The sequence below is a fragment of the Pseudomonas sp. H3_A02 genome (assembly GCF_054671965.1).
Genome location: NZ_CP162807.1, coordinates 4,507,649 through 4,527,735, shown reverse-complemented (window position 1 = coordinate 4,527,735; position 20,087 = coordinate 4,507,649). Strand labels below are relative to the sequence as shown.

At 56.0% G+C, this 20,087-nt stretch carries 15 protein-coding genes and 3 pseudogenes; 12 read left to right on the top strand and 6 right to left on the bottom strand.

The features are described 5' to 3' along the window. Positions 1–184: 184 nt before the first annotated feature. From AB4N80_RS19875 to AB4N80_RS19850, 6 genes are read left to right on the top strand one after another with little or no spacing between them, the layout of a single operon-like run. Positions 185–1,276 carry an ABC transporter ATP-binding protein gene (locus tag AB4N80_RS19875; RefSeq protein ID WP_122568623.1) on the top strand — a complete coding sequence of 364 codons (1,092 nt, stop codon included), beginning with the start codon at positions 185–187 and terminating at the stop codon, positions 1,274–1,276. 35 nt (positions 1,277–1,311) lie between these two features. Beyond that, positions 1,312–2,340, top strand: a complete 1,029-nt coding sequence (locus AB4N80_RS19870; protein WP_122568624.1) for an ABC transporter substrate-binding protein — start codon at positions 1,312–1,314, stop codon at positions 2,338–2,340. A gap of 59 nt (positions 2,341–2,399) precedes the next feature. Then, positions 2,400–3,662 carry an ABC transporter permease gene (locus tag AB4N80_RS19865; protein ID WP_122568625.1) on the top strand — a complete coding sequence of 421 codons (1,263 nt, stop codon included), beginning with the start codon at positions 2,400–2,402 and terminating at the stop codon, positions 3,660–3,662. Continuing rightward, positions 3,659–4,495, top strand: a complete 837-nt coding sequence (locus AB4N80_RS19860) for an ABC transporter permease (protein WP_436278770.1) — start codon at positions 3,659–3,661, stop codon at positions 4,493–4,495. The genes AB4N80_RS19865 and AB4N80_RS19860 overlap by 4 nt, the downstream gene beginning before the upstream one ends. A gap of 42 nt (positions 4,496–4,537) precedes the next feature. After that, on the top strand, positions 4,538–5,302 hold the full coding sequence (locus AB4N80_RS19855; protein ID WP_460078422.1) for an electron transfer flavoprotein subunit beta/FixA family protein: 765 nt from the start codon (positions 4,538–4,540) through the stop codon (positions 5,300–5,302). 2 nt (positions 5,303–5,304) lie between these two features. Next, entirely contained in the window at positions 5,305–6,237 is a 933-nt protein-coding gene (locus tag AB4N80_RS19850; protein ID WP_460078420.1) for an electron transfer flavoprotein subunit alpha/FixB family protein, read from the top strand. Positions 6,238–6,309: 72 nt separating this feature from the next. On the opposite strand, the gene AB4N80_RS19845 is transcribed toward AB4N80_RS19850, so the two are convergent. Further along, the gene (locus AB4N80_RS19845; protein WP_122564746.1) at positions 6,310–7,680 is read right to left on the bottom strand and encodes an aspartate aminotransferase family protein; all 1,371 of its coding nucleotides are present in this window, start codon (positions 7,678–7,680) and stop codon (positions 6,310–6,312) included. A 157-nt stretch (positions 7,681–7,837) separates the two neighbouring features. Between AB4N80_RS19845 and AB4N80_RS19840 the strand changes: the two genes are divergently transcribed. Beyond that, positions 7,838–8,500 carry a GntR family transcriptional regulator gene (locus tag AB4N80_RS19840; protein WP_122564747.1) on the top strand — a complete coding sequence of 221 codons (663 nt, stop codon included), beginning with the start codon at positions 7,838–7,840 and terminating at the stop codon, positions 8,498–8,500. Between the two features lie 63 nt (positions 8,501–8,563). On the opposite strand, the gene AB4N80_RS19835 is transcribed toward AB4N80_RS19840, so the two are convergent. Next, a complete protein-coding gene (locus AB4N80_RS19835; protein ID WP_354339688.1) occupies positions 8,564–10,111 on the bottom strand; it encodes a TerC family protein in 1,548 nt (515 codons plus the stop codon). A gap of 280 nt (positions 10,112–10,391) precedes the next feature. Here AB4N80_RS19835 and AB4N80_RS19830 point away from each other — a divergent pair, with 280 nt between their 5' ends. The 4 genes and pseudogenes from AB4N80_RS19830 to AB4N80_RS19815 all read left to right on the top strand — a co-directional run. Continuing rightward, entirely contained in the window at positions 10,392–11,975 is a 1,584-nt protein-coding gene (locus tag AB4N80_RS19830; RefSeq protein ID WP_240998391.1) for an amino acid permease, read from the top strand. Continuing rightward, the gene (locus tag AB4N80_RS19825; protein ID WP_460078414.1) at positions 11,968–12,759 is read left to right on the top strand and encodes an SDR family NAD(P)-dependent oxidoreductase; all 792 of its coding nucleotides are present in this window, start codon (positions 11,968–11,970) and stop codon (positions 12,757–12,759) included. The genes AB4N80_RS19830 and AB4N80_RS19825 overlap by 8 nt, the downstream gene beginning before the upstream one ends. Positions 12,760–12,851: 92 nt before the next feature. Then, the gene (locus AB4N80_RS19820; protein ID WP_460078412.1) at positions 12,852–13,763 is read left to right on the top strand and encodes a helix-turn-helix transcriptional regulator; all 912 of its coding nucleotides are present in this window, start codon (positions 12,852–12,854) and stop codon (positions 13,761–13,763) included. Between the two features lie 452 nt (positions 13,764–14,215). After that, positions 14,216–14,622 (top strand): annotated as a pseudogene (locus tag AB4N80_RS19815) (transposase); the annotation flags it as partial. Positions 14,623–15,012: 390 nt separating this feature from the next. On the opposite strand, the pseudogene AB4N80_RS19810 reads toward AB4N80_RS19815, so the two are convergent. From AB4N80_RS19810 to AB4N80_RS19800, 3 genes and pseudogenes are all read right to left on the bottom strand, one after another. Further along, positions 15,013–16,107: pseudogene (locus AB4N80_RS19810) on the bottom strand (methyl-accepting chemotaxis protein); the annotation flags it as partial. 51 nt (positions 16,108–16,158) lie between these two features. Further along, positions 16,159–16,572, bottom strand: a pseudogene (locus AB4N80_RS19805) (MCP four helix bundle domain-containing protein); the annotation flags it as partial. A 392-nt stretch (positions 16,573–16,964) separates the two neighbouring features. Then, complete coding sequence (locus tag AB4N80_RS19800; protein WP_122564752.1) at positions 16,965–18,155, bottom strand: acyl-CoA dehydrogenase family protein; 1,191 nt, start codon at positions 18,153–18,155, stop codon at positions 16,965–16,967. Positions 18,156–18,407: 252 nt separating this feature from the next. Here AB4N80_RS19800 and AB4N80_RS19795 point away from each other — a divergent pair, with 252 nt between their 5' ends. Further along, positions 18,408–18,935, top strand: coding sequence for a flavin reductase (locus AB4N80_RS19795; RefSeq protein WP_122564753.1), 528 nt, complete (start codon positions 18,408–18,410; stop codon positions 18,933–18,935). Between the two features lie 180 nt (positions 18,936–19,115). Here AB4N80_RS19795 and AB4N80_RS19790 read toward each other — a convergent pair whose 3' ends face one another. Further along, entirely contained in the window at positions 19,116–20,054 is a 939-nt protein-coding gene (locus AB4N80_RS19790) for a LysR family transcriptional regulator (protein ID WP_122564754.1), read from the bottom strand. Positions 20,055–20,087 lie beyond the last annotated feature (33 nt).

Sequence of the window (20,087 nt, the reverse complement as noted above, 5' to 3'; positions counted from 1 at the left end):
GGGCGCCTCGTGCTGACCGTTTCCCGTTGTGCCGGGCCGGCAGCGAGGAGGGCGTCTGGTAGGCACGTTTCCTGCTTGGATGCATGAAACATAAAACATGATGCATCATAAAGCGAGATGTGATTAGAATGAATGCGAGCAACCCCGAGCCCCTTTTTCAGAACAACAATAAGCAGGTGATGCCATGAATATTGCCTCTCCTTATGTGCGCTTCCGAGGCGTGCAGAAGAGTTATGACGGCGAACAGTTGGTGGTTAAGAAACTCGACCTGGATATTCAGCGTGGTGAGTTCCTCACGCTGCTTGGGCCTTCCGGGTCAGGGAAAACCACCAGCCTGATGATGTTGGCAGGCTTTGAAACGCCGACGGAGGGTGAGATTTTGCTCGACGGCCAGCCGTTGCATACGGTGGCGCCGCATAAGCGTGGGATTGGGATGGTGTTTCAAAACTACGCGCTGTTCCCACACATGACCGTTGCGCGAAACCTGGCGTTTCCTTTGAAGGTCAGGCGCATGAGCAACGCCGATATAGCGCTGAAAGTTAAACGCGCTTTGGACATGGTTCAGCTTGGGCATCTGGCTGAACGATACCCGGCGCAGCTTTCCGGCGGACAACAGCAACGGATCGCCCTGGCTCGCGCGCTGGTGTTCGAACCCAGCCTGGTGTTGATGGATGAGCCGTTGGGGGCTCTGGACAAACAGCTGCGTGAACAGATGCAGCTCGAAATCCGTCGCTTGCATCGCCAGTTGGGCCTGACCGTTGTCTTCGTCACCCATGACCAGGCCGAGGCGCTGACGCTCTCTGACCGTATCGCGGTGTTCAATGATGGCGTGATCCAGCAAATCGATACGCCCAAAGCGCTCTATGAGCATCCCAGCAACTCTTTCGTCGCCCATTTCATCGGTGAAAACAACGCACTGCCAGGCACGGTCGTTTCCGTTTCAGGACCCGAGTGCCGGGTACGGTTGGCTGATGGCTCTGAGGTTGGCGCCCGTTCCACCACGGCTCTACGTGCTGGAGCTGCGACTTCGCTGTCGATTCGTCCGGAGCGCGTTGAACTGAATAAATCTTCTGCCCACAGCCTCAGCGGTCGAATCGAAGAACTGATTTACCTGGGGGATCACGTTCGGGTTCGACTCAACGTCGCCGGGTACAAGGGGTTCACTGCAAAAGTCCCCATCGCCGAGATGCAGGATGACTGGTCTGCGGGTAATGCGGTCCCTGTCAGTTGGTTCAGTCACGACGCAAGTGCCCTTGATCCATTGGTTCATCAATAAAAAAAGCGTTTAAAAAACAGCTGAGGAGCGTTCCCATGTTCAAGAAAATCGCGGTAATAGCATTGATGGCTGGCGTGGCAAGCCAGGTGCAGGCACAGCAACTGACGGTGGTGTCTTTCGGAGGCCTCAACAAACAGGCCCAGGAGAAGGCCTTTTATCAACCTTTCTCCAAGGCCCACAACGTCGACATCGAAGCCGGGGAGTTCAATGGCGAGATGGCCAAGATCAAGGCCATGGTTGAAACCGGGCAAGTGGGCTGGGATGTGGTTGAAGTGGAAAGTCCAGAGTTGGTGCGGGGCTGTAGCGAAGGGCTGTTCGAACCCCTGGACTGGTCGAAATTGGGGGATAAAAAGCAGCTCGTCGATACCGCCGTCAGCGAGTGTGGCGCGGGCATTTTTATCTGGTCCACGGTGTTGGCCTACGATTCGAAAAAATTGGCCAAGGCACCGACGGGTTGGGCGGATTTTTGGGACGTGAAAACCTACCCGGGTAAACGCGCACTGCGTAAAAGCGCCAAGTTCACCCTTGAAATTGCTTTGCTCGCCGATGGCGTTTCCCAGGGACAGCTGTACAGCGTCCTGGAAACCCCGGAAGGCGTTGACCGCGCGTTCAAAAAACTGGATGAAATCAAGTCGAGCATCCAGTGGTGGGAAGCCGGTGCGCAACCGATGCAATGGCTGGTCTCGGGGGATGTGGTCATGACCTCGGCCTACAATGGGCGCGTTACGGCGGCACAGAAAGAAGGCCACCCATTCTCGATTGTCTGGAACGGCAGTCTCTACGACCTGGATAACTGGGCGATCGTCAAAGGCTCGAAGAACAAGGCGCTGGCTGAGCAGTTCATTGCCTTTGCCAACCGTGCCGAGAATCAGAAGGTGTTCGCTGAAACCATTCCCTATGGCCCGACAAATACGCAGGCCATTGCGCAGATCGATCCCAAGGTACGTCCTGACTTGCCAACCGCGCCTGCCAATCTCAAGGGCGCCCGCGGCGTAGATACCGAGTTCTGGATCGAGCACGGCGAAGAGTTGGAGCAGCGATTCAACGCCTGGGCGGCGAACTAATCAGTATCCACCGGCTTCAGTTTCCTGAAGCCGGTTCAGCCTCACATCTGGAGACCAGCATGTCAGAAGTCAGCCTGACGGCTATCGATCATTCAACCGAAAAGTCCTCGTCGCTCAAACAGCGGTTGCTGCGCGCCGAACGGACTTATCGTAAGCGTTCAATCCTGTTGATCGCGCCCTTACTGATTTTTCTACTGATCAGCTTTGTCTTTCCCATCGGCAACATACTTTGGAAGAGCCTGGACAACCCTGAAGTCAGCAGGGCGCTACCGACTACGCTCCAGGCATTGCAAGATTGGGACGGGGAGAGCAGGCCCGATGAAAAGGTCTTTTCGGCGCTGGTGAAAGATCTGCAAACAGCCAAGGCCCAAGGACAGATACCGGGGTTGATCAAACGGCTGGGTTATGAGGATGGCCGTTATCGGACGCTGTTCTCGATGGCGTTGCGCAAGTTGCCTGAACCTGACGCTGAATCCATCAGTCGAGCGATGATTGCTCAATCGACCATGTGGGCAGAGCCCAGTACCTGGCGCAGCCTCCAGCGTGCCGGACGCCCGATCACCGCCTATTACGTGCTGGCCGCCTTCGACCGTCAGGTGGACGTCCAGACAGGCAGCATCGTTGAACTGCCTAAAGGTCAGGCGCTGTATCTGTCGGTGCTTTTACGTACGTTATGGATGGCCAGTGTGGTCACGCTGTTGTGTGTGCTGTTCGGCTATCCGGTCGCCTATTGGCTGGCCAAACAACCGAGCAGTCGTGCCAATCTTTTGCTGATCATGGTGTTGCTGCCGTTCTGGACTTCTTTGCTCGTGCGTACCGCGGGCTGGATCGTATTGCTGCAGAACGGCGGGTTGATCAACAGTTCGTTGATCGGCCTCGGGTTGATCGAACAGCCGCTGCAACTGGTGTTCAACAGGGTAGGGGTCTACATCTCCATGACCCACATACTGTTGCCCTTTGTGATCCTGCCGCTTTATGCGGTCATGAAAGGCATCTCGCCCAACTATGTCCGCGCTGCGGTTTCACTGGGCGCCCATCCCTTCAGGGCGTTCTGGTCGACCTATGTGCCGCAGACATTTGCCGGCGTTACCGCTGGGGCGCTGTTGGTGTTCATTATGGCCATCGGTTACTACATCACGCCGGCATTGCTGGGGGGACCCGGTGACCAGATGCTCAGTTATTTTGTCGCGTTCTATACCAATACCACCATCAACTGGGGGATGGCCGCGGCGCTGGGCAGTCAGCTGCTGATTATCGTCCTGCTGCTTTATTGGGTGTATTCGCGCATCACTCGCCCAGCCAACCCTGCCCAGTGCGCATGAGGTGTTCGATGAATCATCATTCCACATTGATTGAGCGCTTATGGTCGCCGGTCTTCAGTTTTTTCAGCCTCAGCCTGCTGATTTTTCTGGTTGTCCCCATCCTGGTGATCGTGCCGCTGTCCTTCAACGAAGGTTCGTTCCTCAGTTATCCGCTGAGCGGATTCTCTCTGCGCTGGTATCAGGAGTTTCTTGGTTCCCAGGAGTGGATGCGGGCGTTGCGCAACAGTTTGGTGATCGCTCCGGCCGCGACGTTGCTGGCGACTGTGCTCGGCACCTTGGCGGCGGTGGGGCTTGCTCGGGGCGAATTTCGCGGCAAGGGCCTGATCATGGCGGTATTGATTTCGCCAATGATTGCGCCCGTGGTGATCATTGCCGTGGCGTTGTACTTCTTTTTTGCCCAGTTGAATCTGCTCAATAGCTACCTGGGTTTGGTACTGGCTCACGCGGCGCTGGGGGTGCCGTTTGTTGTAATTACGGTGGCGGCGACGCTGCAGGGCTATGACCGCAATTACTCTCGTGCAGCCGCCAGTTTGGGAGCGCCGCCTCTCATGGCCTTTCGCAAGGTGATGCTGCCCTTGATTGCACCTGGGGTCATCAGCGGTGCCTTGTTCGCCTTCGCGACTTCTTTTGACGAGGTGGTCGTGACGTTATTCCTGGCCAGCCCCGCACAACGAACGTTGCCGATGCAGATGTTTGGCGGCATTCGCGAGAACCTCAATCCCACCATCGCGGCTGCAGCCACGTTGATGATCGGTGCCTCTGCCGTGCTTTTACTGTTGATGGAATGGTTGCGCCGGCGCAACGAAAAGCTCCGCGGCAGCAGTGCTGTTTGACCTGTCATTTCCACAACCCTGTTGTGCTTACTGAGGTAATTGATGAAGGTCCTAGTCTCTATAAAGCGAGTGGTCGACTATAACGTCAAGGTTCGCGTCAAGGCGGACAACTCCGGCGTCGACCTCGCCAACGTCAAGATGTCGATGAACCCCTTCTGCGAAATCGCCGTGGAAGAAGCCGTACGCCTGAAAGAGCTCTCTATAAAAGAGGGGGGCGTGGCAACGGAAATCGTCGTCGTCTCCATCGGCCCGACCACCGCCCAGGAACAACTGCGCACCGCGCTGGCACTGGGTGCCGATCGCGCCATCCTCGTCGAATCCGCCGAAGACCTGACTTCCCTGGCCGTGGCCAAGCTGCTCAAGGCCGTAGTCGACAAGGAACAGCCACAGCTGGTGATCCTCGGCAAGCAGGCCATCGACAGCGACAACAACCAGACCGGCCAGATGCTCGCGGCATTGAGCGGCTACGGTCAGGGCACCTTCGCGTCGAAAGTCGAAGTGTCCGGCGACAGCGTTGCCGTGACCCGCGAAATCGACGGCGGCGCGCAGACCGTTTCCCTGAAACTGCCGGCCATCGTCACCACCGACCTGCGTTTGAACGAGCCGCGCTACGCGTCCCTGCCAAACATCATGAAAGCCAAGAAGAAGCCGCTTGAAGTGCTGACTCCGGACGCTTTGGGCGTTTCCACCGCCTCCACCAACAAGACCGTCAAAGTCGAAGCGCCGGCTGCACGCAGCGCGGGCATCAAGGTCAAGTCGGTGGCTGAACTGGTCGAGAAACTGAAAAACGAAGCGAAGGTAATCTGACTATGACTATCTTGGTAATCGCCGAACACGATAGCAAAGCGCTGGCTCCGGCCACGCTGAACACCGTTGCAGCCGCTGCCAAAATCGGTGGTGATGTCCACGTCCTGGTAGCCGGGCAGGGCGCTGGCGCCGTTGCCGAAGCCGCTGCGAAAATCGCTGGCGTGGCAAAAGTGCTGTCGGCCGACAACGCCGCCTACGCGCATCAGTTGCCGGAAAACGTTGCTCCGCTGGTCGCCGAGCTGGGCAAGGGTTACAGCCACATCCTGGCTGCCGCCACCTCCAACGGCAAGAACATCCTGCCGCGCGTGGCCGCCGCACTGGACGTCGACCAGATCTCCGAAATCATCTCGGTCGAAAGCGCCGACACCTTCAAGCGCCCGATCTACGCCGGTAACGCCATTGCCACCGTGCAATCGAACGCTGCGGTCAAGGTCATCACCGTGCGTGCCACCGGTTTCGACCCGGTTGCCGCCGAAGGTGGTTCGGCTGCCGTTGAAGCAGTCGCTGCTGCTCATGACGCCGGCATCTCCAGCTTCGTCAACGAAGAATTGGCCAAGTCCGACCGTCCTGAACTGACCGCGGCCAAGATCGTCGTTTCCGGCGGTCGTGGCATGCAGAACGGTGACAACTTCAAGCACCTCTACGCCCTGGCCGACAAGCTGGGCGCCGCCGTCGGTGCTTCCCGCGCCGCGGTCGACGCCGGTTTCGTGCCCAACGACATGCAGGTCGGCCAGACCGGCAAGATCGTTGCGCCACAGCTGTACATCGCCGTCGGTATCTCCGGCGCGATCCAGCACTTGGCTGGCATGAAAGACTCCAAGGTGATCGTGGCGATCAACAAGGATGAAGAGGCGCCGATCTTCCAGGTGGCCGACTACGGCCTGGTAGCGGACTTGTTCGAGGTGGTGCCTGAGTTCCTGGCTGAGTTGAGCTGACGCAACGGCGGCTCAAACAACAAGCGATAAAAAAAGGCCTGGTTCACACCAGGCCTTTTTACTGACATTCACTTAACCATTGACCCACTTGCTGGTGTCGTCCAGCGCCATGCCGAACCTGTCCACGATGGACTGCACTTCATCTTCATTGATGATCAGCGGCGGGCAAAACGCGATGGCGTCACCCATGTTGCGGGTGATCATGCCATGCTCCTGAGCACGGCCAGCGAGGAAGCGCCCCAGCGTCCCTGGCGCGTCCAGAGGGGCCTTGGTGGCGCGATCGGCAACCAGCTCGACGGCTGCAATCAGGCCTGCGCCACGCACTTCACCCACCAGCGGATGATCGCTGAAGCCCTGGAGCCCGCGACGCAACAGTTCGCCCATGTGCGCGGCATGCACGACCAGGTTTTCCTCGTCGATGATCTTCAGGTTCTCCAAGGCTACCGCTGCTGCAACCGGGTGGCCGCCGCCGGTAAAACCGTGACCCAATGCGCCGAAGGACTTGGTCTGGTCGGCGATGCCCTGGTACACCCGGTCATTGATCAGGATGGCGGAGATGGGCTGGTAGGACGAAGACAGTTGTTTGGACAGGATCATGATGTCCGGCTCGATGCCGAAGGTCTGGCTGCCGAACATCTTCCCGGTACGACCAAAACCACAAATCACCTCGTCCGCCACCACCAGGATGTCGTGCTTGCGGCACACTCGCTGGATTTTTTCCCAGTAGGTACGTGGCGGCACAATCACGCCGCCGGCGCCCATCAAGGGTTCTCCGACGAAAGCAGCGATGGTTTCCGGGCCTTCCTTCACGATCAACGCGTCGAGTTCAGCGGCCAGGCGATCGGCAAATTGTTCTTCGGTTTCATGGGGCAGCGCATGGCGATAGTGGTGCGGGCAACCCACATGCAGAAAACCTGGCAGCGGAACATCGAAGCCGCGCTGGTTTGCGAGCAGACCGGTGAGACTGGCACTGGCAAGCGTAATACCGTGATACCCGCCAATACGGCTGATGATTTTCTTACGGGCGGGCTTGCCCTGGGCATTATTGAGATACCACACCAGCTTGATCACGGTGTCGTTGGCTTCGGAGCCGGAGTTGGTGAAGAACACCTTGCTCATCGGCACCGGTGCCATATTGATCAGTTTCTCTGCCAGCTCGATGCTGGGGGCGTGCGCCTTGTGGCCAAACAGGTGATAGAAGGGCAGGGTCGACATCTGCTTTTCAGCCGCCGCCACCAGCCGTTTATTGCTGAATCCCAATGCCGCGCTCCATAACCCGGCCATGGCTTCGATATAGGGTTTGCCGTTTTCATCGATGACGAACACGCCGTCCCCTCGATCGATCACCAAAGGCCCCAGTTCTTCGTGAGCCCGGGCGTTGGTGTAAGGGTGCAGTTGGTGACGCATGTCTTTATCGGCTAGAGAGGAACGTGTCGTGGTCATGATGATCTCGCTGGTTTTTATGGGACTGCAAGATGAAGCATAATGCATGATGCATCATGTTGTGTAGCTGGTTTTTTCGTCATAAAACCGCGATCATGCATTTCATGCTGTCGGGCCGTTGCTTCCCGCCAAAAGAGCCCCACCATTAGGATCTGAAATGAGCTACCCAATCGGCGAAATAAAACACGCGTATCTCGGCACCAGCGTCTATTCATCGCTACGGGAAGCCTTGGTCACGGGCAAGCTTAAACCCGATGACAAGCTCCGCATTCGTGACCTGGCCATGCAGCTGGGTACCAGCGTGACGCCGGTGCGCGATGCCATTCTTCAACTTGCGAAAGAGCAGGCACTTGTCATGAAGACGCCCAAGGACATCCGGGTGCCTATCTTGACCAGCCAGCAGTTTCTGGAAATTCGCGCTGTGCGTCTGGCGTTGGAGGGGTTGGCGGCGGAGACGGCGGCTTCGATGGTTACCGAAGAGGACTTGGAGCGTATCGAATCCAACATCAAGGCGAACCTTGAGGCCATTCACCGTAAAGACATGACTGAAGCCTTGAAACTCAATCAGACCTTTCACTTCTTTTTTGCAGACATTGCCCAAATGCCGCTGTTGAGGGGCTTCCTGGACAGCTTATGGATGCGCACCGGACCGCTTCTGGCGTTGGCTTATGACCATTTCTCCGAGCAAATGGCGATCGAGCACCATTGGGAAGTTTTAACGGCCTTGAAGAATCGCGACGGCACCGCAGCGAGGCAAGCGATCTGTACGGACATTCTCGACGGTAATGAAATGATGCTGGAGTTCATCAAGACACAGTAAACGAAACGCTGGGGCAGGCGAGGCGAGAATAAACAAGGCCGCATCTGCGGCCTCGTTCCGTGCTTATTCCTGACGCAACAGCACCCTGGTCACCCGACGCTCTTCAACCTCCATCACGGTCATGCTCCACCCTTGGCAACTGAGCGTGTCGCCAATGATCGGCAAACGATCCAGCAGGCTCATCACCAACCCGGCAAGCGTCTGGTAATTCTCTGTCGCTTTCGCCTGGAAGCCAATGTGCTCGCGGACCTGACTGAGGTTCAGGGCACCGCTGACGAGGAAACTTCCATCCTGAGCGACAATATTCGGGCCTTCGATTTCACTGGCATCCGGCAGTTCACCGGCAATGGATTCCAGGATGTCAGTCATGGTGAGGAGGCCGACGAAGTCACCGAACTCGTTCACCACGAACGCGATGTGGGTCGACTCCTTACGCATTTGCTCCAGTGCATTGAGGATCGTGAAGCTGTCGAGCAGGTTGATGGCTTTGCGCGCCATGACTTCCAGATTCGGCTGATTGCCCGCCAGTATTTCCTTGAGCAGTTCTTTCTTATGGACAAAGCCTAGCGGCTCATCCACGCGTCCTTCCCGAATCAACGGCAAGCGTGAGTAGGATGAGTGCATCAGCGCCGTACGGATTTCTTCCGTTGTATTGGCCAAGTCGAGGTGGTCAATTTGCGCACGAGGCGTCATCACGCTGCGTATCGGGCGCTCGGCCAATTGCAGCACGCCACTGATCATAACCCGTTCGCGCCGATGGAAAACCTGCTCCGGTTCGTCGCCTTCCAGCATGTCGGCGATTTCCTCGCCGACTTCATCGGCCCCCAGCTTTTGGCCGCCCAGCAGGCGCAACACCGCATGGGCGGTACGCTCACGCATCGGCCGTAGACCTTGCAGGCTTTTCTTGCGACGGGAGCGCGCCAGTTGGTTGAACAGTTCAATCAGGATCGAGAAACCAATCGCGGCGTACAAGTAGCCTTTTGGAATGTGGAAACCCAGGCCTTCAGCCGTGAGGCTGAAGCCGATCATCATCAGGAAGCCCAGGCACAGCATGATCACGGTAGGGTGGCCGTTGACGAATTTTGTCAGCGGCTTGCTCGCAATCATCATCAAACCGATGGAGAACATCACCGCGATCATCATGACCGACAGGTGCTCCACCATACCCACGGCCGTGATCACCGCATCCAGGGAAAAGACCGCGTCCAGTACCACAATCTGCGCAACGATCGGCCAGAACATCGCATAGGCGGCATTGCCGGAACGCTGCGCCACGTGGCCCTCGAGTCGCTCATGCAACTCCATGGTTGCCTTGAACAACAGGAACACACCACCGAACAGCATGATCAAGTCCCGGCCCGAGAATGTCTTGTCGAAGACCTCGAAGAGCGGGTTGGTCAACGTCACCATCCAGGAGATGCTGGCGAGGAGGCCAAGGCGCATCAGCAATGCCAGGGACAGGCCGATGATACGGGCACGGTCGCGCTGTTCGGGCGGAAGTTTGTCGGCCAGGATGGCGATGAATACAAGGTTATCGATGCCGAGCACCAGCTCCAGCACGATCAAGGTCAGCAGGCCCAACCAGGCCGTGGGGTCAACGATCCATTCCATGGCTTATTCGTTCCCTCGGACGATCAATGCGAGGGAAGGGGGCTGCAACACGCGTATGCAGACCGCAGGGGCGCAAGAGAGAAAACGGTTCTTGGAAAGGCGACTGGGAGGTTCCTGGAGGGTGTTCATACAGACCTGGAAATAGTTGGGAAAGAAATCCTACAACGGTTTCCAATACTTCATACGAGGCGATTTATTACAGGATCTGACAGGGGGGATGAGAACGCTGCGTCGACATGTCCCCTTGGAGACATAGGCAGCTTGCACGGTGCATTCGAAGATGACGGTCGGGGAGTTTGCCCTGAACGAGATATCGGAGGATCACCGCGTGGACAGAACGACAACAAAAGCGCCGACGGCGGCGACGGCGGCAGTTAACCCATCAGGGATCAGTTACCAAACCGTAGAAAACGGTTACTTTGAACAACGTCGCCTGCAGCGTCACGCAGGGTTCTTCACTCTGCTTATTCTTGGCGTCGGTGCGGTGGTGGCGGGTCAGTATTCCGGTTGGAACCTTGGCTTGGCCCAAGGCTTCGGTGGCATGTTTCTGGCCTTGTTGATCATTGCCGTCATGTATCTGTTTCTTTGCTCGTCGATCGGTGAAATGGCGGCTGCGCTGCCGCATACCGGCGGCGCCTATTCTTTTGCGCGTACGACAATGGGCCCATGGGGAGGATTCAGTACAGGCCTTGCGGAGAACATCGAATTCATCCTGGCCCCTGCGGGGAACATGTTTTTCATGGGGGCCTACCTGACTGCAATTTTCGGTACTGGCCCCGAATGGCAACCTGTCTGGTGGGTCGTCGGTTATGCCTGCATGCTGCTGCTTTCGAATCGGGGTCTAGGGGTTTCGATGCGCGCGGTCGTGCTCATTACCATCGCGGCGGTGTCGGTGTTGGTGGTGTTCTTTATTGCGGCTTACCCGCATATGGATTTCACCGGTAATGCCCTGAACCTTGCAGCTGACGCCGCAGGCAAACCAGTTGAAGTGCAGGGCGGTAACGGGCCGTGGCTGCCGTTCGGACTGACCGGCGTCATGCTGGCATTGCCGTTTGCCGTCTACATGTTTCTGGCCATTGAACAATTGCCGTTGACTGCCGAGGAATCGCATAACCCGACCCGGCATTTGCCGCTGGCATTGGTTTGGGGCACCGTGATTCTTGCGGTATTGGCATTGGGTGTGTTGTTTTTCAGTGCATCGATCGGCGGCGGCAGCTTCTTCATGAGTACGTCCTCGGAGCCGCTACTCGATGGCTTCCGGGAGATTTTCGGGCACACCGCAAGCAAGCTGTTGTCAGCAGTGGCCGTGCTGGGTCTGGCGGCGTCGTTCCTGGCGGGCAGCTTTGCCGCAGGACGCAATATCTATTCGCTGTCGCGTGCCGGTTACTTGCCAACCGGGCTATCGGTTACGCACCCGACCCGCAATACGCCGAATATTGCACTGGCCACCGGGGCGCTGGCTGCCCTGGGTATCCTGATGCTCTGCTGGTTTACTTTCGGCAAGGATAACAACGCACTGATGGGCGGAATTCTGGTGAGCATGATTGTGTTCGCCGGAATGATTTCCTACATCTTGCAAAGCCTCGCTTACATTCGCTTGAAGCGCTCCTTCGCTAATTTGCATCGGCCTTATCGCAGTCCTTACGGAATATTCGGAGCAGTCGCGGTGATCATCATTGCAGTCGCGACACTGATTTATCAGTTTCTCGATCCTCTCTATAAATGGGCGGCCCTCGCAGCTGCTTGCTGGTACCTGATCGGGATTGCCTATTTCGCTTTCTATCGTCGTCATCGCCTGGTGTTGTCACCTGAAGAAGCATTCGCCGTAAGTGGCGGTCGTGAAGGAAATCCGCAAAATGACTAATGTTGAACGATCCAAAGGCAAGGGCCGTCTGGCCGGAAAAGTGGCCATTATCACCGGCGGCGCCGGTGGATGCGGCGCTGCCGCAAGCCGGTTGTTCGCGGTTGAAGGGGCCAAGGTAATCATTATCGACTTGAATGAGGATGCCGCCGTCAACTTGGCGTCGCAAATCATTGCCGATGGTGGCCAAGCACTGGGGCTAGGCGCCGATGTCTCGCAAGCCGTTCAGGTTCGTGAAGCTATCGCCCGAGGGCTGGCAGAATTTGGCCCGGCGGACGTGCTTTTCAACCACGCCGGCACCTTGATCGTGAAACCTTTTCTGGACGTGCAGGAGCATGAGTGGGACTGGCTTATGGCCGTGAACGTCAAGAGCATGTACCTGGTCACTCAGGCGGTGCTTCCACATATGCTCGCCAAAGGCTCGGGCAGTATCGTGTGCACTTCGTCGATCTCCGCGCAGTATGCGACCCCAGGCGAGGTCGTATACAACGCCAGCAAGGGCGCATGCCAGATGTTCGCGCGAGCCATTGCCGTCGAGTTTCGTGATCGTGGTATCCGCTGCAACGCAGTCGCCCCGGGTTTTATCCGTACCCCTCACGGCGAGCGGGAACTGCGCGATCTGCAACTGATGGGAGTGGATGCCAGTGAAGCGGCAATCAAGTTGCAGCAAGGGCGGCTTTGCGAGCCGGAGGAGGTCGCACGTGCCGCGTTGTTTTTAGCCAGCGACGATGCCTCATTTGTCAGTGGAGCGCAGCTGTTTGTGGACAATGGTTTTTCAGCGGTTTAAACCAATCGTGGCAAGAAATATGCTTGCTCTTTATCGCTGGGTTAAGGGTGCGCTCGCTGGTTGGGCGCACTGGATAAAGACAAGGGGATGGCATGGCAATTTCAGTTCCGGATGGCAGATGTGGCATGGATGCCGCACCCGTCCTTGACGCATGGCACTGCGCGACGCCCGGTTTGGTCGCATTGCTGCAGTGTGATGGCTTTGCCCGACAGTTGGATGAGGCTTTGTGGGCCGTTGTGAATTTCGACCAGAGCTGCGTGCTGTTTTACCCAACGGATGGCTCACCGGTGTTACTGCACAACAATCTGCAAGGTATTTGCGAACCGGGGGCGATGCACAGCTATCTTAACGGTACGTATTTGCTGGACCCGGTTTATACCGCCTGCGCTCACGGTCAGGCGACCGGACTTTATCGCATGAGCGAATTGGCCCCTGACGCTTTCTTCGAGGGTGATTACTTCAATTCCCCCGATGTGCATCCCTGTATTTCCATGCAGTCGGGCACATTAGCTGAAGAAATTGTATTTATTTCTGCGTTGCCGGGCATCGGCCACCTTGCTTATTCACTGATGCGACAGAACGCTTCTCCAACGTTTTCCGCTTTGCAGTTCGAAGGTTTACAGAGTTGCCGTGCGATGGTCGATGTATTGCTGCAACGCCACTATCAAGGCATTTGCGCTCATCACGACGACAGTGCATCAGCCTTGAAAGAGCACCTGAATAACGCTTTTTCGCGATTCGCCGCTGATCAACTAACCCCCCGTGAACAATTGATCGTCAGCATGATCCTGCGTGGACACTCCAGCCTTTCGATTTCACTGCACCTTGGTATCGCGGAGGGCACGGTAAAAAACCATCGCAAGCACCTGTATTTCAAGCTCGGCATTTCCAGCCAATCCGAGCTGTTTCATCTGTTCGTGAATTTTGTCCTTAGTCATACCTCAAATGTCCCGTTTGCCGGTGCGGGTAACACGCTAGTGTTTCAGGAGACTTTTGCCAATTGAGAAGCCTAGGGTTGGGCCTATGAAAATGGGAGGCAGACGGAGAAAGTATCGCCGTTGCCGCAGCGGCTCAGGAAACGAGGCGATATGAACTGACAGAATTTGAAACCCCGAATCTCGGGCAGCTTGCACAGCGGAGAAGCCTGCACATGTCGAGATTTACGAAATCGGTAGAACTGCTATGTCCTTAAAAAGGCAAGAAATTAAAAATAAAGATTTATCGTGCTGCTGGCTTTCTTGATAATTCCGCACCTATAACTATCTTTTCAGCTGAATTTTGCATATTTTGTCGTGGGGCGAACCCCTGCTACAAATAAGCATAAAAAAGGGTTCCCTCATATTCGCTAGTAATAGGCAGCTGGAAATTGTAGTCGCCTTGTCTTCGAGTAAAATACAAGCTATCGACATCAGTACGGGTGAATTAGTCGTAATTTTTCTTGGAGAAATCGAGTCGGGGTTTGGTGCATAGCCTGGTGGGCACGGCGGCCAATGTGAGGCACGTGACGCAGGTCTATCAATTGCTGCATGGCGAGGAATCGTACGTGTCTGGAGATGCCGGTTACCCCGGCGTGGACAAGAGTCGCGAGCATCAAATTGCAAGATGATCTAGTCGATTAAGGCGCGGCCCAGCAGCTAAAAAAAATCGCGGGAAAAAGAGTTTGATCGGTCGTATGCGGCGCAAGATCGAATACGCCAAGACCCAGGTACGCGTCAAAGTCGAACACCTGTTTCGGGTAATCAAGTGTCAGTTTGGCTACACGAAAGTGCATTTTCGCGGCCTGATGAAAAACACCGCGCAGCAGGCCACGCTATTGCCCTGTCGAACCTATGGATGATGCGAAAACGGCTTCTGTTTGTGTGACAGGTGTGTCTGCAACGAGGGAAAAGCGCCTTGAAGAGGCGTCGCTTAAGGGTGAAACGATGAGCTGATAATAGGAGAGGTCTGATTTCTGATTAGCCAGCGTTTTTTGAACCTCTGCCAACGAGGGCATCAAAAATCGCTGATTACTTCAGACCTTCCCTAGGGCGCGGATGGAAGAAAACCACAACCACCCGTCGATATTTACCGAGAGAAATACGGCATAAAGCTGCAACTGGCGTCCAGTTTAACGCCGCTCTCACAAGTTTAAAATTGAACCCTGTGAGAGCGAGGTTTGGCTTGCCTGCGAAACAGGCGCTTTGCTATATCAGGCATACCTCCTCATCGCTCTCGCGGACAAGCCTCGCTCCAACAGATGGACTCCGATTTCTCTTACAAACTAAACCTCGAAACCATGCTGTTCAGGTCAACCGCCAAGCGGGTCAACTCGCCGCTGGCGGCGCTGGTCTGTGCGGCGCCGTTAGAGGATTGCGCCGACAGGTCGCGGATGTTGATTAGGTTGCGGTCCACTTCACGGGCGACTGCAGCCTGTTCTTCTGCGGCGGCGGCGATGACCAAGTTACGTTCGTTGATCTGGACTACAGCAGAGTTGATGGTTTCCAGCGCCAGGCCTGCGCCTTTCGCGATGTTCAGGGTGGATTCAGCACGGTCAGTGCTGTTACGCATTGAACCGACCGCTTTTTCGGTGCCACCTTGAATACTGCCAACCATGCGTTCAATTTCGCTGGTGGACTGTTGGGTGCGATGGGCCAAAGCGCGCACTTCATCGGCAACAACCGCAAAGCCGCGACCTGCTTCACCGGCACGGGCCGCTTCGATGGCTGCGTTCAGCGCAAGCAGGTTGGTCTGATCCGCCAAGCCGCGAATCACGTCCAGAACCTTGCCGATGTCGCGGGACTCTTCCGCAAGATCGCCGATCAGATCAGCCGTGCTTTGCACATCGCTGCTCATGCGGTCGATAGCGTTGACGGTTTCCTGAACCAGATCCCGGCCATCGGCTGCCGACGCCGTCGCGTTTTTTGACGCCTCGGAAGTGCTCACTGCGTTACGCGCCACTTCTTCGACGGCGCTGGTCATTTCGTTGACTGCAGTCGCGGCTTGCTCTATTTCGTTGTCCTGCTGCGCCAGACCACGGGCGCTTTCATCGGTGACTGCGTTCAACTCCTCGGCAGCCGAAGCCAGCTGTGTTGCGGACCCAGAAATACGCATCAAAGTATCGCGCAGTTTCTCTTGCATTTTTTGCATGGCGAGCAGCAACCGACCCGCTTCGTCCGTGCCATCGACCTTGATCGGGCGTGTCAGATTACCTTCGGCGATGGTTTCAGCCGCTTCAAGTGCCAAAGCTATGGGGCGGGTGATGCTCTTGGTCAGCAGCCAGGCAAACAACACGGTCAGTACAGAGGCGATAATGAGGAGGCCGACAACCAGATTGAAGGCCAATCTATACTCGTCGGCAGCGGATTGATTGATGATCGCCAACTGGGCGTTATTGAAGTCAGTAAGCTTGCCCAGCGCCACGTTCATCTGTTCGGCGTTGGCTGCAGCCTCGGTGTTCAGCAGGCGGGCCAGTTCCTCCAGATTGCCGGCCCGGCTTAGGCTGACAAGGCGCGTCTCGATCCTCCGATATTCAGCCAGCAGCCGCAGATAGTCATCGTAGTCGGACTGTTCTTTGGGGGATGAAATCAGTTTGGCGTAGGTTGCCTGGGACGTGTTGAGCTGTTGGTTTTGTTCCGCAAATAATTCGATGGTCCTGTTCTGGGCAGTTGATTCGCGATCAGTCAACAGGCGATACGACAGCACCCGCAGGCGGACGGCCGCCACCGTGAGGGCATTCAGGCTTTGGAAGCTAGGGACGCCATTTTGCGCGACGTCATCGCCCGCTGCACGTATCTTGCTCATCTGCGACAGGGCGAAAAGGCCGAGAATCAGCATGAGCGCGCCAATCAGTGAAAACCCGAGAAATGCGCGCGGTGCGATATTCATGTTTCGTAATGACATGTTTTTTCCCAAGGCATGGAATGTGCTCCACGCAAACAGCGGCGGATGTTCCAGCGCATAAACTTTTATCGTTCACCTGATGGCGCACTTGAGCGAAAAAAGCTGCGTGACGTGAATTAAAAGCGATAACGCTCACTCCCCGACTTTCTTACAGGAATGACGTTGGTTCGAGGCAACTCGATTACGAGCATCTGCAACCCAAGCAGCCGGGATGCGATCTTCGTTCATTCGGGTAAGCATTCGCTGACAAACGTTATGTACTTCTCGTACGGAATCAGTTTGGAGCGCTGAAGCTGCTTGGTAGAAGCAGCTGTGCAGATTGGCGCTCACGGGTAGGGCATGGTCGGCTCGATGCCGGCGAACAGCGCGCCAGCGCCGTCATAAGTCGACTCGCCGAGGAAAGCATGCTGTGTCACCACCATGGAGTCGCGTACGATCCATTGCAGACGATTCTCCTTGAAAATCGCCGCGGTCCCAGCCAGCCGATAAGCCTTCATGACGACCTCTGCGCAGGTATGAGCGGCATGGGTGGCGCTGAGGCGCAATAAGTTTGCCTGATGCAGGGTTACCGGATTACCGGCCAAAAGCGATGCCCATACAGCGTCGGCCGTTTCGTAGAAAAAAGCCTGTGCACTGCGCAGCATCGCCTCTGCCTTTCCCAGTTCGCTGCGGTAATAAGCACGATCACCCAAGCGTGGGGCACCGGTGACAGTCTTGGTGCTGCCCGACATTGCGATCACCATGTCCAGTGCTGCGCGTGCCAGCCCAAGGTTAACGGCGGCGTGGACCTGCGCTTGGTAGGACACGGATGGGTAACGATAGAGGGGTTCGTCAATGGTGGAAGCGCTACCACGCACGAATGTCCACTCGCGTCCGACGGTCTTTTTATGCAATTTGAGGTCGTGGCTACCCGTGCCTTGCATCCCGACAACATTCCAGTTATCGACGATCTGCACTTCGCCTGCGGGGAACACTGCGGTGAGCGGTTTGCCAGCTGCCGCTCCACCCCCGTTGGCCGGTGTGCCACCGATGCCAACGCCAATCCAGTCGGCCCCTTTACACCCACTGGCAAACCGCCAGTGACCGCTGACTTCCCAGCCATTTTCAATCTCTTTGGCCGGTTGTAGAGGGTAAAGGCCTCCAGCATAGACTTGGTCTGGCCCGTTGGCATAAATCAAATCCTGGGTCGCCGGGGGGAGCGACGCCAAGTAGATGTTGGCTGAGCCGAACGCGGTCACCCAGCCGACCGAACCGTCGGCCTCGGAAATCCGCTCTACAATGCGCAGGAACTCGCCTGGAGCCAGCGCATCGCCACCAAAACACTTGGGGGTACTGGCGCGGAAGATGCCGACGGTTTTCATTTTTTCGATCATGTCCAGCGGGACATGGGAAAGTTGATTAAACTCGCTACGGCGCTCGACAATCTCCGCAATCACATCATCCAGGGTTATCGCCTTGATATTAATGGGCGTGTGTTCGCCTGCGCCGCGTACATCGAAATGGTTTTGGCTGTTCATATAAGTCCCTGCCGGGTTGAGTGTAAACACGCCCAGCATGAATGGGGGGCATGGATAACTCAAATTCGAAATATGAATAATCATAATAATCTGCGGGAATTCACCGCCTTGCCATGCTTATCAAAAAGCGGTTTCGCATTTCAAATATGGCTATTCTTGTAATCAATAGTTCGTATAACTAACGCGCATTTGACCGTTCAAGTGAGACGTCTCACCATTCATTACCACGTTAATTATTTCAGGTGAGCGATTATGGTAAGCGATCAATCTAAACAAGACTTTCGGCAAGCGCTTTCATTGTTGTCGGCTGCGGTAAATGTCATTACTACCGACGGCTCCCATGGTCGCTTCGGGTTAACTGCCAGTGCAGTGTGTTCGGTCACTGATACGCCTCCCACGTTGCTGGTTTGCATCAACCGCAACAGTTCCATTCATGAGGCGGTGCTTGGCAACAAAGCGTTGTGCGTAAATATTCTGACCGGTCAACTGGAGGGGGTTGCACGACAGTTTGCTGGCATGACCGACCTACCGCCTGCGAAACGTTTTTCCGACCAGGACTGGCGAACCGGTTCCTCGGGCCTACCCGTGTTGAACGACGCGTTGGCAAGCCTTGAAGGGACCATAGTGGATGTCAAGGAAGTCGGATCGCACTCGGTGTTATTTGTCGAAATCAACCACATTCAGGTGCGTGAAGATGGTGAGAGCCTGATTTATTTTAGTCGCAACTTTCACCGTTTGGGGCGGGTTGCAGCCGTCGACCTGGCCACTTCGGCGTCCTAAATCAATGGGTCATCCACTGCTGATGGGGGACCTAATCGAATGCTGCAAAAACTTGTATTTCGAGTGGCTCAGGTCCCCGCGGTTCAATTGGGCTTTCGTTTCAACTGCTGAACAGGGAATCGAGTAAGGGTGTTTAAGCTTACCGATGCGATGTGGTGTCATGCGTAACGGCCGTACGGATCATTCGCTATGAATCCCAGTGGTGTCGGAGGCAAACAGACTGATCAATAGCCCCCGCAGCCAGGTGATACCGACGTCCGATAGGAACCGGCTGTGGTAGTACAGGCCCACGGAGATTGATGGCAATTCGATAGGCAGGCTGAACAGCCGGTAGCGTTGGTCGCGGTTAAGCTGCATCGCAATAGCGCGTGGCAGAATCAATGCCAGGTCTGTGTTGGCAACGATTTTCGGGGCAATCGTGAAGTTGGGTACCTTCAGAGCGATTTCGCGCGGAATGCCGGCCTTACCGAATGCTGCATCGGCGGTCAGACCATGGCCGGTAATGTTGCTCGAAACGTCAACATAGCGCAGGGCGCGTATGTCCTGGACATTCAATTCATCTTCACGAAAGGGATGGTCTTTGCGCAATAGGCAAATGAACTCGTCGTCTAGCAAGCTTTCGTAGATGCACTCTTCGCCGGGCTCCACCAGATAGCCCACGGCAATATCTATATCACCTTTGCGCAATGCCATGGCCAATTGCTCTATAGGCATTTGGAGCACATCCAGGCGTACATTCGGTGCCTCGCGCGCTAACACTTCCATCACCGTCGGCAGCACATAAAGCTGCGACATATCCGACATCGAGATGCGAAAGGTGCGATCCGCTGTTTTCGGTTCGAAGTTTGAATACATCATTAATGCACTGTGGATGATCGTCAGCGCGTGTTCGACTGGACCATGCAGGCGAATAGCTGCGTCAGTCGGCTCCATCGACGTCGCGGTTCGTACGAACAACGGGTCGTCAAAAACATCACGTAGACGGCGCAGTGCATGACTGACGGCTGGCTGGCTGAGGTGCAGGCGGTCGGCGGCGATCGTCAGGCTGCGGTGTTCCCAAATAGTCACAAAAGTCCTGAGAAGGTTCAGGTCGATCGTGGCCATGTTGATGTGTGTCATTGCTTTACCCCACCTGACTTTTGCTTCGGACTC